The organism is Colwellia sp., from assembly GCF_013215345.1.
In the GTDB taxonomy this organism is placed as follows: domain Bacteria; phylum Pseudomonadota; class Gammaproteobacteria; order Enterobacterales; family Alteromonadaceae; genus Colwellia.
On record NZ_JABSOV010000021.1, the window covers coordinates 39683 to 53956 of the forward strand.

The following is a 14274-nucleotide window of genomic DNA, read 5'->3' on the forward strand; positions in this document are numbered from 1 at the left end:
AATTGCTTAACCTTAGATTTAGCTTATTACCAGTACTTCACTAGCCTTATGGGGCTGCTTGGAATAAGTCTGTTTGTTGAACAACAAACTTATTATTGAATTTTGCTGATAATACACCTTTACGATGTGCGAGCGCTGATTGTAGTTTTTTTGCTACCTTAGCAATAGCTACATACAATTGCTTGTCAGAAGCATTTACTGTTACTTTTTCACCTTCATACAGTGTGGTGACTTCAAGTTTTTGTAAATGCGGCTCTACGGTAATAGTCGAGTTTAGCGTCATGATTGACGGATAATGCTTAGAGATTTTCGCAAACTTATTTTCGATAGATTGCTTGATACCTTCAGTAATTTCAACGTGGTGTCCAGAAATTTTAATCTTCATAGTCTTGCCTCTTTTGTTATCTTAATCTTTGTCTTCATCTTCATATTCCTCCTTCAGTGATAAAAATGCAATAGAAAAAACAGCCTTATTTGCAATTAAATGTAACCGTTATTTTATGTGTATATTTCTATAAAATATTGAGATAAAGCAGCACTTTGGTGAATGCCTTTATCCATCGACAAGCTAATAATTGATTTGGGCTTGATTTTTTTGTTGTGGACAATGTTTACCTAACACTTTGACGTAATGACAAAATTAATGGAAAAATCACCTGTCAGCAATGAGCGAAATCATACTTTAGTTGATTGATTTAGGGTGATAATTTCTTCGGCAGTACAATGATAATTTCTATGCCAGCGCTTATGGAACTCGCTAGCTTTATGGAGCCTAATAAGCTATGTACTACTTGATTGTAGACAATAGGCATGCCTAAACCTATGCAATCTGAGCCACGTTTCGTCGTGGAGAATGGGTCGAATATATTACCCACTAAATCATCAGACAGACCTTCGCCATTGTCTTGGTAAAGTAAGTGCACTTCGTCAGTTTTATCTGTGATAGTAATTTCAATTTCAACCTGATTAACTAATATATCTTCAAAGGCATGTAAGCAAGAATTCTCGACCAGTTGATTGAATACCTCTTTAATTATTTGTGGGTAGCTAACAATATTGAGCTGTTTTGGGCAATGTATTGTGATAAATGCAGCTTTAGTCGTGGCTCTAATTGAGCAATCTTTAACTATATTTTCAAATAGTAGCGGTAACTCTATTGTCTTTATAGCTTCATTTTGTGATGAGTACGATAGCGCCTTAAAGTTTTCCACTAAGTTAATAGACTTTTTGATACTACTGTTAATTAACGCAATACAAGCATTACTTTGATTGTTGTATGCGGCCAATAGTTGTGAAGAAAGTGTCTGTTGTGATATTTTTTCTGAAAGCTGTTTTTGTTTATGTTCAAGCTGCGATGTGGCAGTTAATATTACCCCTAATGGAGTATTTAGTTCATGAGCGACCCCTGTTACTAAGTTAACTAAAGAAGCCATTTTTTCAGATTCAAGTAATTGCGCTTGAGTGGCGGTTAACTTTTCTAAGGTATCACTCAATTCAATAGTACGATTTTTTACCCGCAATTCTAGCTCATCATTTAAGCTTTTTAGTTGGTTTTGGGCTTCTATCAAATCATTAACATCTTCAATTGTTCCAACAATTCTATTCGCTGTTCCTTGAGGTGTCCTTGATACGGCTTTTGCTCGGCTACGATACCAACGCCAGCTACTATCTGGATCGTGTCGTCTGTAGGTTATATCTAGATGAGCAGACTCGTTATCTATATGAAAGTTAAATGCGGCAAGTAACTTGTCTATATCTTCAGGATGAGTGGTTCTTTTTAAGTGCTCAATAGTGAATTTTTCTTTACCGTTTATATTGTTAGTAATGCTATTTATTCTAAAAATATAGTTTTCAGCTATGTGCCAGTCCCAGAGCTCTCGATTACTCCCCCACAATGACAAAGTTAGCCTTTCTTCATTTTCTTTTATATATAGATAGCGTTGATAACGCTGATACACGAATAGACTGATCAAAGTAATGATAATAAAAAAATAGGCACTATAAGCCCACCAAGACAACCAAGGTGCAGGCTTTACTATTATCGGCAATCGAGTAACTTTGTCCCCCCATTGTTGATTTTTATTTTTTGCTCTTAGCATCAAGGTGTAACTGCCTGGAGGTATATTTGTATAGGTAGCTAAACGTGATTTATGATTGGTTTTTATCCAGTTTTCATCAAAATTATCAAGCTTATATTCATAGTTAATATTATTAGCCTTTGAAAAGTTCAATGTTGAAAATTCAAAAGAGATCAGGCTTTCTTTATGGCTCAGGGTTAACTCGTCAAGTAGATAAATCGCTCTGTTTAATTGAAAGTTATGGGCAAGGGATAGAGCTCTATCTGTTTTGTTTTTTATAGTGATAGTTTGATTAAACAGTCGTACTTTAGTTATTGTCAGTGCTAAGTCTTGTTGCTGTTGATTAAAGAACTGTGGGTTAAAAATATTCAGACCGTTAATACCACCAAAGTATAACTCCCCAGTTGATGACTTTAAAAATGCTCCAGCATTAAACTCATAACTTTGTAAACCATCCTCTAAAGTAAAGTTGGTAAATGTGCTAGTTTTTTTGTCTAATCTAGAAATTCCTCTATTTGAACTTAGCCATATAGCGCCATCATCGCCTTCTAGTACTGCATAAGTCGCTTCATTTGCTAAGCCATGCTGCTTGCCATAGCGGGTAATTTCTTGAAGACGAAAATCAAGCTTATTGATACCCCCAAAGGTAGCTATCCAGATATTGTTATTACTATCTTCAGATACTGACATTACATAGTTGTTGCTAATGCTATTAGCATTATTAATATCGTATTGATAGCGAGTGAACTTCTGTGTAGTTTTATTAAAATAATTTAGCCCTCCACCATAGGTACTAATCCATAAAAGACCTCTCGAGTCTTCAAATATGGATAATACATAATTAAAACTTAAGCTGTCTTTATTGTTTGGATCATGGGTGAAATGGCTAAAATCTCTTGTGATTGTATCTAATTTATCTAGGCCGCTCTTGGTGCCAATCCATAAATTTTCTTCTTTATCTTTATAAAGTGCGAGTATCTTATTATCGATTAAGCTATTCTCATTATCCGGTTGGTTAACAAAGTGCTCGACTAGGTTTTTGTTTGTATCTATTAAGTTTAGCCCTGCATCATAGGTACCTACCCACAAAACTCCAGGGGTACTTTCTGCTATGGCCCAAATACGGTTACTTGAAAGTGAATTATTGTTGTTTTTTTCATGGGTAAAACGCTTGATTTTTTGATTTTCTTTGTTGAAGTGATTTAAACCTCCACCATCGACACCAAGCCAAACATCACCTTGACTATCTTCGAAAATTGACCAAATTTCATCATGTTGTAATGATGTTGTAGTCATATTGTCTTTATATATATGAATGAAAGGTGGTCTAGATAAATTGAATTTATTGATGCCATGGGCAAATAAGCCAAGCCATAAGATATTATTGTTTGCAATATATAACTCATATACAACATTGCCAGAAATAGATTGCTTGAGCATAGGGTTATTTTGGTGACGAGATAGTGTGTTTCTGTTCTTATCAAGTATTTGAAGCCCCGAAGAGGTTGCTAGCCATAAACGTTGCTCTTTGTCTTCTTGGATATCCCTAATCGCAATATAGTTTGATGTCTCTTGGCTACCTTCATGTAACATAAAGCGCTGAAAATTATTTTTTTTTGCTTGGTACTTATTCAAACCATTTAATGTTGCTACCCATATTGTTTGACTTTTGTCTTGATAAATTGAGGTTATCTGGTTGTCGGAAAGGCTATCGCTTTGTTGATTGTTATGTTTGAAGTATTCAATTGACTGAGTATTAATGGAATATTTGATTAAACCATTGTTTTCAGTTCCAAGCCAAAGGTTATTCTTTTTGTCTAATAATAAACTGGTAATTATTTTTTGTGAAAGTAACGCTTGATGCTCTTTATTAAAAATAAAGGGGGAGAATGTTTGGTTACGTAAGTTAAAAATTTGTATGCCAGCGTCATGGGTCGCCAACCACAATTCATTTGGGTTAGGTTGAATTATTTGTTGAATGCTATGGTAGTTAGCATTTGATCCCCTCTTTAAGTACTGAAAGTGGTCAAATGTTTCAGTATCATAATTAAAGCGATTTAAACCACCGCCTCGAGTTGCTACCCATAAATTACCTTGCTGATCAACAAAGAGGTTATAAATATAGTCATTACTGAGCGAGTTTGGATCTTCAGGCTCGGCATAAAAAACTTCAAATTCAAAACCATCAAATCTGTTTAATCCGTCTTGGGTACCAAACCACATAAAACCATACTTATCTTGGATTATGGCATTAACGGTGTTTTGCGATAAGCCATCTTCAATATCGTAACCTGTAAATATGATGTTAGCACTAACTTGCCAGCTGCAAAAAAATAATAGAATAAGAGATAAACGATATGGTATACCCATAGTTAATTATCCTAACTTTTTCTGGTATAGCGGCTTTCACGATGTGATAAGTATAGTCAGTAAATGACAGTTAGTGCTTGAAAAGAAGTGGATAGTGGCGGCAGGGGAATAAATAGGAGATAGTTGACGTTAATACAAATTGCCGCCAGATATATGGCGGCAATTTTTTACTTGTGGTTATTTAAAATGTCTATCAAAGAAGTCCATGATAGTGCTGTTTAAATGCACTTTTACTTTTTTACCACGCATACTATGTTTGCTGCCAGGGTAGGTCATTAATTCAAATAACTTGCCTTGGTCTTGCAAGCTTTTAATTAATTTAGTGGTATTGGTAAATAAAACATTATCATCAGCCATGCCATGATAAACCATCAGTGGACCACTTAAGCCTGAAACATAGGGAAACACACTGCTTTGTTGATAACCGGCCGCATTCACCTTTGGATGATTTAAATAGCGTTCAGTATAATGGGTGTCATAAAGCATCCAGTCGGTCACTGGCGCACCACTAACACCTGCTTTGAAATAATCACCAGCTTTAAACATAGTCATTAACGCCATATAGCCACCGTATGAATGACCAAAGATGCCAATACGTTCCTTATCAACATAAGGAAGAGTATGTAAATATTTAACGCCTGATATTTGATCTGCTACTTCTACTTGGCCAAGGGTCTCATAGATTGGAAATTCAAAAGCCGTACCACGGTAGTTAGAGCCACGATTATCAAGCTGATAAACAATGTAACCTTGTTGTAGCATATACTGAGTCATATCAGCGCCTTGCCATGAATTAGTCACACGTTGCGCGTGAGGACCACCATAAACTCTAACAATAACCGGGTACTTCTTACCAGGTTGCATGTTTTTCGGCTTATACAGTTTGTAAAACAAGTCTGCTTGGCCGTCATCCGATTTTAGTGAGCCAAATTCAGGCATAACTAAATCATCATAATAAGGAGCAATAGGGTGTGCAGTGGTTACCTTATTTTCAGCTAACCAAGTAACATGTTCACCATTGGCTAAGTGTAAACTTACTTGTTTAGGGGTCTTAGTGTTAGAGAAACTATCAATATAACTTTCACTGGTAGCACTAAAGTTGATGTTATGAAAACCATTTCGCTTGCTAATACGCTGTACATGTTCAGGCGTTTTACCTGTCATTGGTACCTTGTATAAGTGACGTTCAAGTGGTGTATCAGCACGACCAGTAAAGTAAAGCCAACCGTTTTTTTCATCAACACGGGTTAGTGAGTTGACTACCCATTCACCCTTGGTTAATTGTGAAATAAGCTGACCCTTTAGATTGTAATGATAAAGGTGTTTGTAACCGTCACGCTCAGATGCCCAAATAAAGCTTTTATTATCTTTTAAGAAAATTAAATCTTTATGTAAATTAATCCAATGCGTCGACGTTTCTGTTAACAAGGTTTTTTGGCGACGTTTTTTCAAGTCGTAGGTTTTTAATGTTAAGGTTTTTTGATCGCGACTTTGTAATTGGTAAGATAGCTTTTTACTATCATTTAGCCATTTTACTCTTGGGATATAAATGTCTTTATTATCACCAAGGTCAACAAAGCGAATTTTTTTAGCTTGAATATCGGTAACCGCTAATTGAATATGAACATTATTGGTACCGGTTGCTGGGTAACGTTGTTCAATTAATTCAATTTTTTCTGCGTATATTTCATTGCGAATAACGGTTTTTACTGGTGTTTCATCGACACGTAAAAAGGCAATGTACTTTTCATTGGGTGACCACCAATAGCCGGTCATTCGAGACATTTCTTCTTGAGCAACAAATTCACTCATACCATTTTTAATGGCACCAGCACCGTCTATGGTTAGTTGACGCTCTTCACCTGAGGCAATATTTAGTACGTAAATATTTTGCGCACGAATATAAGAAACAAAGTTACCTTTTGGCGAAAATTTAACATCGGTTTCAAAACCAGCCGTATCGGTTAAACGCTTAGCCGTTTTACTCGCTAAATTGTAGTAGTAGATATCACCATTTAGCGGGAATAATAACGCGCTACCATCTTGAGAAAATTGGTATTCCATAATGCCAACACCATAAATACGCTGGCGTTCACGGCGCGCTTTCTCTTCATCTGATAAATTCTCAGGACCACTAAATAGTGATTGAGAATCTACCAGCAGTTTATTTTCTTTACTTGCTAGGTTGTACTCCCATAAATCGTATCGGTGCAAGTCTTCAGCTTTACCTTGCAGATAGGTAACACGCGTACCATCAGGGGAGAATTTAAGTGACTTGGGAGTTTGACCATTTAGAGAAGGCGAACTATAAATGCGCTCAATGGTTAATTGTTCAGTGCTTGTTGCGGCAGCTGGCGCTTGCATATTTTTATCAGCGAGGCTTTTAGCCGTTGCGCTGTCATTATTTGCATGGACACTTAGCGGTAAGGCTAATGAGCAAGCAAGGGCAATAAGTGCTTTTTTAACAGTAAATTTCATAGCAAAGTTATCTAATTAAGTAATGTAAATGGGTAATTGTGTGCCTGGTACCTATGACTTCCTTGCCAACACTTTTTCTGTTCGGTATTTGTTTGCTCAGCACTTTAACAAACACGGGTTTGTTAAACTAGCGTTGTGCTGAAAAAGAGCGATTTTAAAGGGGGTTGTCGTTAAAAGTGCTGATAATTGAAAAAAACAGACAGTAATCTCCGAGGTGAAAACTGCTGGTTATGCCGGTTAAATTGCATATCAGCAGCCTTTTAGAGATTGTTTATCGCGGCTATTTTATTAATTCAATCAATTCATGAATGGTTTTAACTGCGTGTATATTGGCACCTAAACCTTCCATGGATTTATGATAATTACGATAAGGAATATATATTTCGGTGAAACCATGCTGAGCGGCTTCTTTAACGCGAGGTACACCACTGTCTATCGGCCTAACATCACCGTTTAAACTTAGTTCACCCATAATGCAGGTATTTCTAGGGATAACAAAGTCGTTCAGGCTACTTAGCAATGCTGATACCAAGGCAAGATCTATACAGGTTTCAGTCTCGTCTATTCTTAAGCCGCCAACAATATTAAAGAAGGTATCGTGAAATATCTTGGTTTTGGTGTGTTTGCGTAATATGCCCGTTAACATCTTTATTCGGTTCATGTTCAAGCCAACACAAACTCGCTGGGGAAACTCTGCCTCGGTTTCTGTAGTTAAACATTGAATTTCTAAGAGTAGGTTTCTATTACCTTTACGAATACAGGTAATAGTTGAGCCGGGTGATTCAGTGCTAGAGCCGGAGAGAAATATCTCACTGGGGTTATCAACGCTGAGCATACCGCGCTCACACATTCTAAAAATACCAACGGTGTCGATATCGCCAAAACGGTTTTTATTTGCTCTTAAGGTACGAATTTGTCCGTCATTGGTATCGATATGCAACAGCGCATCAACTATATGTACTAGGGTTTGCGGGCCAGCAATTTCATTGTTTTTATTGACGTGGGCAATAATAAACATGGTGACATTGTTTTGTTTACAGTACTGGGTTAGTGCTTGCGCGCTACTTTTTACTTGAGAGGGGGAGCCAGGGCTGCCATTAGCATTTTCAGTTACTACTGCTTGAATAGAGTCAATAACAGCAAATTTAATTTTGTTGCTGTCCAATTCATCGATGATTGACTCAACACTGGTTTCAGCCAATAGATACAAGTTATCTTCGTCGTAGTCTAGCTTTAATCTGTGTACTCGATTCTTAAACTGAGAAAGCGATTCCTCGGCGGTACAATAAAGCGAGGCGGTAGTCTTTGACATTCTAGCGACCAGATCTGACAGTAAGGTCGTTTTACCTGCGCCAGGATCGCCAGAAATAATATTTACCGAGCCGCGAGTGACCCCACCGCTTAAAACACGATCGAGTTCACCGATACCGGTTAATCTTTTTTCTGCATCCGTAGCTTCTATCTCGTTAATTTTTTTAGAGCCGCCACCTATTAAGCCGGCATAGCCCGCTGTTTTTGCTGTCCGGGTGACAGTATTTTTACTAGCCGTTTTAGATATTCTCACTTCAGCCAAGGTATTCCAAGCACCGCAACGACATTGTCCTTGCCAGCGGGTGAAGTTCATGCCGCAATCGGTACATACAAATTCGATTTTTGCTGCTTTTGCCATCTAGATTATACCTACCTTTAAAAGATAAAATGATTGTAATAAGGATCTGTCATTGCAGATGTATTATCTTGTTTCGATTAGTTGTGACCTTGTCGAAGAAACATAATACGATGAAACAAGTGACTTTGCGCGACTAGCCTACTTGAGAGGCATAGAAATTGCTTGGTTTATCTTGATAAAGTCGGTTAGATTATAATGATTTTGATTTTTTTGTCTAAGCTAAAAGAGTAATACAGGTTGTTAGCCCGCAATAAGGCTAAGTATAGCGATTAAAACAGTGATTAAAGCAGCGAGTAAACGAGAAGTTAATAATAAAACTATGAATAATAATTTCAGCAAACACCATAAAATTATTGAGAATTTCCGTGGTGAAGTGAACAAGCAGAGTTTTGAAGCTAGCTTCAGTGCCATAACTGGACACCTCACCAAAAATGAAAGTTTTTTATTGAAAATGGAATTAAAGCGTTTAGCGGGCGCTTGTACACGAGCCATAGATCTACGTGGCTTGGTTGATGGTGAATGTCAGTTATTTGACTATCAAGGCCAAACACACTTTTTAGATGAGATTGCCGTGGCCGCGTTTCAGGAAAATATTGCAATTTATGGCGGTTATACTTTTGGCGTCTATGAATCAGTAAAAGATGCCGAAAATAGTTTTCGTAATATCTATCAAAATGAGCAAGGTAATTCGACTACGATTGAGGGTAAAAGTCTCAATAAAAAATCATCGGTAGAAAAGCTACAATACCCAGCAAAATTACAACTTTTGGCCAATTACCCAGATCGCTCAGAAGAGCGGATGAATTTCGCTATTGCCATTACGTTAACCTTAGAAAATAAGCAACAAGTGACCACGAGCAGCATCGATTTAAGTGTCGAGGGCATTAAGTTTAAACTGATTAATGAAGCGACTCTATTTAAGGGCGAGCAAGTAACCATTGCCTTTACCGGCTTAGAGCAAGAGTTTCAATTTAATAAAAACAGTTTATTTTCTTTTAAAGTTAAAAATACTTTACGTGATTCAGCCACCCAGCTTATTGGTTGTCAACGTATCAATACTCCTGAGGGTGACGACTTTGCACGCTTTCTTGCCGGTTATATCCAAGGAAATAAACGCCGTTATAAAATTAACTTAGATAATAGCTTAGCGGCGTTACAAGCGAGAAGTCATGAGCAATTCACCTTAGTTAAATTAAATGAATTGGTTGTATTTATGCAAAGTGCCAATGGTCGCGCTGAAGGTCTTGCGCCTCGTTATGCGCTTACCACTAAAAATAATCAAAAGGTATATCACTATTGGCGCGATGATAAACATAATTCGACTTTGCATTACCTTATTAATGATGAACGACTTGAGCGTCTACAGGCTTTAGCACATAAAAATAAGAGTTTATTAGTTTTTAGTTTCATTCATCAACACAAAGGTCGTAAGTTTTTCTATACCCTAGATGAAGAACAGCTTAAGCACGACAAGAGCTTTTTTAAGCAATTTATAGCTTTTGCTGCCAGCAAGAGTTCTTTTGCTATTACCGAATTAAAGTATCAGCAGGTAAGTGCTGAGCAAGCTTATTCACCGTTTACCTTATCAAGTGTTATGAGCAAGCAGCAAAGTTACTTAAATCCACCGTTAACTGATGAAGTTAACGGAATTTTGGCGAATATACCTTGCTTAGTAACGGTAACCGATATCACTAGCGCTAGTGATATCGGTGAGTATCAAGCATTAGGCTATAAAGGAGTCGACCTAGAACGGCTGAAAAGTTATGGTCATAAGTATGGCGATAAGAATAATCTAGTTGATGAAATCACGCTAAGTTATGGTCATCAACGTCAAGAAATGCGCTTTAAATATCAGACGCCTGTTGACATTGAGTGCGCTGAAGCAACTTGGTCGGGACAGTCGGCAGACTTTTCTGTATCGGGCTTAAAAGTAGACTTAGCCGAGCCAGCCGCATTGTCACAGGGTGATGTGGTTTATTTAACTTTTCCTAAATTGCAAAAAATAACCTCAGCCTTTGATCTCAAACAATTGCCTTATAAGGTGATGAGGATAAGCAAAGATAAAACCGTGGTAAACCTACGGGTGTCGGTTAAAGAGCACCAACATATCGGCCGAGCATTTTTTAAGTTATTAATTGATAAGAATAAAAGTAAGTTAACGCCTGATGAATATGCGATGTTAACCCCGGGCTTATCTGGCGCTTTGAGGACCTTGTATGCGGTGAATATGACGATACCAACAGTTATGGTGCAATCAAGTGGCAGTCGTTATAAGCTAGAAACCTTAGTTACCGGTCAATACGCTAATCAAAGCCATAAAAGTTTATTATCAGCCATGCTGCGATTAAGCGATCGTCATGGTTATTATAATTTGTATCCTTTGCTCGGCAATTTGCATATTAGTAGTTTACTTGAACATAAGATGAGGAAACTACTGGCCAGTGATGTTGCGGTCAGTGAAGTTATTTATATTGCCATCAATTCAAGTATTACTGATATTGACAAGTCGGTAACGATAAAACAAGTTAGTGAGTTAGAGACCCTTGAGCTAAGAAAGCTTTTTATTAAAAAATCGTTAAAGCAGGGACAGTTTTACGCTTTACAGTTAAAGCTGTCACGCAGTGATGCCGCAAATATGGATCATTTAACTCCTGAGCTGACATATATTGGCGTTTATGCGATACATAGAAGTAAGCAACTTGAGCAAGAAATGTATAGTGTCGCTGGGCTTGTTCAGCTGGTTGATGTCACCGAAGAAACGTTACTAAGGTACTCAATCACAGACTAGCGTTAATTCAGTGTTGTTTGCTTAGTGAAAAATCCTAAGCACTGATACTTGATAAAAGAGCAGCACTTAGGCTTTGTACTTAACTATTAATTATCATCTTTTAGCCTCTGAGTTTAAGTTAATGTGCTGCTTAAACTCAGAGGCTTACTAAATGGTTATGCTAACCAATGTAATAGGCAGTCTAAACCTTGCACGTTAATGCTACTGTCAGCCTGCGCTAAGACAATCGGTTTAGCATGAAAAGCGACACCAAAGCTTGCTGCAGCCATCATCACCAGATCGTTAGCACCATCACCCATAGCAACCGTTTGATTGTGAGGAATGTGATATTCTTTGCTCAGAATAGCGAGAGAGTCGGCTTTTACTTGTGCATCGACTACATCACCTAATACTTTGCCGGTAAGTTTGCTATCTATAATTTCTAGGGTATTAGCAAAAGCTGCATCCAATTCTAAAGTGTCTTTAAGGTGGTCAGCAAAATAAGTAAAGCCGCCAGAAGCGATGGCTATGCGCCAGTTGTGCTTTTTAAGTTCTTTAATTAATGGTTTTAACCCAGCCATAAGAGGAATATCTTTGGCTACATCGCTTAATATGCTTTGTGGTGAATTTGCTAATGTTGCTACACGTTGATGTAGGCTTTGGGCAAAGTCCAACTCACCTAACATAGCGCGCTCAGTTACTTCTGCCACTTCTTCACCAACACCGGCTAGTTTAGCTATTTCATCAATACATTCAATTTCTATGGTGGTTGAGTCCATATCCATCACTAACAGACCCGGTTCACTTAAGGTAGGTACTTGTGTTAATAAGGCGGCTTCAATCCCGTTAGCTAAAGCAAAGTCTGCTAATGCTTTACGTGCTTGCATAAAATCGCTACAGCGCACTTGAAAACGACAGCTGGTTTGATTATTACGGTGATTAATAGCGGTTAATGCGGTGATGTTCAGTTGAACTTGGTTTTGTAGTGCTAACAGCTGAGCTAGGGGCAGTTGTTGAAATACCACTAATTCAATCTTATCTTGCGCTGCACTTGTTTCAAGCGGATGTTCATCAAGGTCAAGAGTCTGCTCAGATAAGCTAAAGGCGATGGGTAATTGCTTACCTGCTAGGTTTTGGGCTAAATACTGTGCAAGGGACAGGGGTAATACATTGGCGATAAAAGACACGTTAACTCTCTAAGGTATTGGTATACACCCAAACAGCATGAAGATGCAGGATTCAGACAAGCTGAAAAACGCATCTTCAAGTGGCTTGGGTATATTATAAATATTAAACTTCACATCAGTTAGTATTCTAACTATAGTGAGACTATTAATGCGCTAAAATAGTCACCTGTGTTTTTATGAAGCAAGCCGAACAGCCTTTATACCCTAAATTATCGTCGATTTATAATAAAATCCTGCAATTAGCTAGTGCTATTTCGCTTATCATAGTGCTGATCAGTATCTTGCAGTCTACCGGGGTGAAAAATAGTAACAATTTAACCGAGCATTTTAATTTTATTGCCAAGCAGCAATTACACCAAGCCATTGTCGGTGCCACTGTCTTACTTGAGCAAGAGCATAAAAATAACATTGAGAAAAAATCTTTATTACAACGTTACCTTGACGGTTTGGCAAAAGTTAACTTTGTTAAACAAGCACATTTATATGATGCCACTGGCATGTTATTAGTTGCTAGCACATCCTTGGAGATAGATAAGCGAGGTAATGAAATTGCTCGTCCTAAAGCCAAAAGTATTAACGAACTTTATGGCATATCACCACACCAACGCAATTTAAGCGATAAATTAACGCCTTTTGTTGAAGAGGTTCGCCATAGTGATACAAGCAGCTATAAACTTCATGGCTACTTACGTTTTACTATCGAGCCGTCTTATTTAACCAACATATTAGCGCAAGCGGATGAAGAGCAGCAGTCATTACAACGATTAATGTTGTTAGTGGCGGGTGTTATTGGCTTTCTGCTTACTCGTGGCCTAAACCGCTTTAGCAGACGAGGTTATCGACTAGCTTCAGAGCCGAAATAGGTGAGTTCAAAGCTATTTCTTACTAAGTGAAGAATACTTGCTCGATATTATGCTCACATTGACAGGCAATTTCCTCAGCACTCTCTGACCTAATCGTGGTTAACAGCTCAAAAATTTTGATTAGATTAACTGGAGAGTTAGCTGGAGCAGGATATTTTTCTTGTTCAGCTTGTTCGCTATTAGTCAGTACGTCTTTAGCCATTACCTCAACACCCATTATCTCAGAGCTTAACGGCATCGATGGTGCATCAGTTTCTAATACTAAAGACTCCAGCGGTAAGCGCTTAATAGTGTTGATGGTTTTTTTAGCGCGGGAATAACTGATAGTACTGCCTACTCCGAGTTTAAAACCTAAATCTAAGTAGCCTTTAGCCTGTTGGTAACTGCCTGAAAATCCATGAATGATACCCGCCTTGTTTAGCTGGTACCTCTTCAAAAATGGCATGTTCTTGTCGTGTGATTGCCTGTGATGAACTATTACCGGTAAGTCTTGCTGCTTAGCGAGGTTAAGCTGAAAATCAAAAAAATGTTGCTGCTTTGCTAATTCAGCCTCGGGATCATCACTACGTTTAATAATGGCGCCGTCTAAACCAATTTCACCAATAGCGATAATTTCATTTTTCGTCTGTGTTACTTTTTCAGTTAACAGTTCTAGGTGAGTATCGTTTAATCCTTGTAAAAACCACGGGTGGATACCTAAACAAGGGTAAATACTAATAGGTTTGTTATGAAAAGTTTTGGCTAGGTTTAATACTTTATCAAAGTTATCAGGGGCTATGGCGGGAACGATAATTCGGGTAATAGCCAGTTTCGCGCATTGCTCTAGCAGGGCAGGTAGTTGTTCTTTAAAAGCGTTGTCGTC

The 14274-nt window shown here is 37.9% G+C and carries 8 protein-coding genes; 2 read left to right on the forward strand and 6 right to left on the reverse strand.

What is annotated here, in order from left to right; genetic code table 11:
- Nucleotides 1-46: 46 nt before the first annotated feature.
- The 4 genes from raiA to radA all read right to left on the reverse strand — a co-directional run bounded on the left by raiA (nt 47) and on the right by radA (nt 8595).
- Nucleotides 47-385 (reverse strand): ribosome-associated translation inhibitor RaiA, encoded by a 339-nt coding sequence (raiA, locus tag HRT50_RS04750; protein WP_291611868.1) that lies wholly within the window; start codon nt 383-385, stop codon nt 47-49.
- Nucleotides 386-695: 310 nt separating this feature from the next.
- Nucleotides 696-4448 carry a two-component regulator propeller domain-containing protein gene (locus HRT50_RS04755; protein WP_291611870.1) on the reverse strand — a complete coding sequence of 1251 codons (3753 nt, stop codon included), beginning with the start codon at nt 4446-4448 and terminating at the stop codon, nt 696-698.
- A 177-nt stretch (nt 4449-4625) separates the two neighbouring features.
- A complete protein-coding gene (locus HRT50_RS04760) occupies nt 4626-6812 on the reverse strand; it encodes a S9 family peptidase (RefSeq protein WP_291611885.1) in 2187 nt (728 codons plus the stop codon).
- Between the two features lie 394 nt (nt 6813-7206).
- Complete coding sequence (gene radA, locus HRT50_RS04765) at nt 7207-8595, reverse strand: DNA repair protein RadA (RefSeq protein WP_291611872.1); 1389 nt, start codon at nt 8593-8595, stop codon at nt 7207-7209.
- Nucleotides 8596-8914: 319 nt separating this feature from the next.
- Here radA and HRT50_RS04770 point away from each other — a divergent pair, with 319 nt between their 5' ends.
- Complete coding sequence (locus HRT50_RS04770) at nt 8915-11383, forward strand: PilZ domain-containing protein (protein WP_291611874.1); 2469 nt, start codon at nt 8915-8917, stop codon at nt 11381-11383.
- A 155-nt stretch (nt 11384-11538) separates the two neighbouring features.
- On the opposite strand, the gene serB is transcribed toward HRT50_RS04770, so the two are convergent.
- Nucleotides 11539-12549: a phosphoserine phosphatase SerB gene (serB, locus tag HRT50_RS04775; protein ID WP_291611877.1), complete on the reverse strand. Its 1011-nt coding sequence runs from the start codon at nt 12547-12549 to the stop codon at nt 11539-11541.
- 176 nt (nt 12550-12725) lie between these two features.
- Between serB and HRT50_RS04780 the strand changes: the two genes are divergently transcribed.
- Nucleotides 12726-13412: a hypothetical protein gene (locus HRT50_RS04780; RefSeq protein WP_291611879.1), complete on the forward strand. Its 687-nt coding sequence runs from the start codon at nt 12726-12728 to the stop codon at nt 13410-13412.
- Between the two features lie 22 nt (nt 13413-13434).
- Here HRT50_RS04780 and HRT50_RS04785 read toward each other — a convergent pair.
- The coding region (locus HRT50_RS04785; protein ID WP_291611881.1) for a TatD family hydrolase at nt 13435-14274 on the reverse strand (840 nt) is incomplete at its 5' end.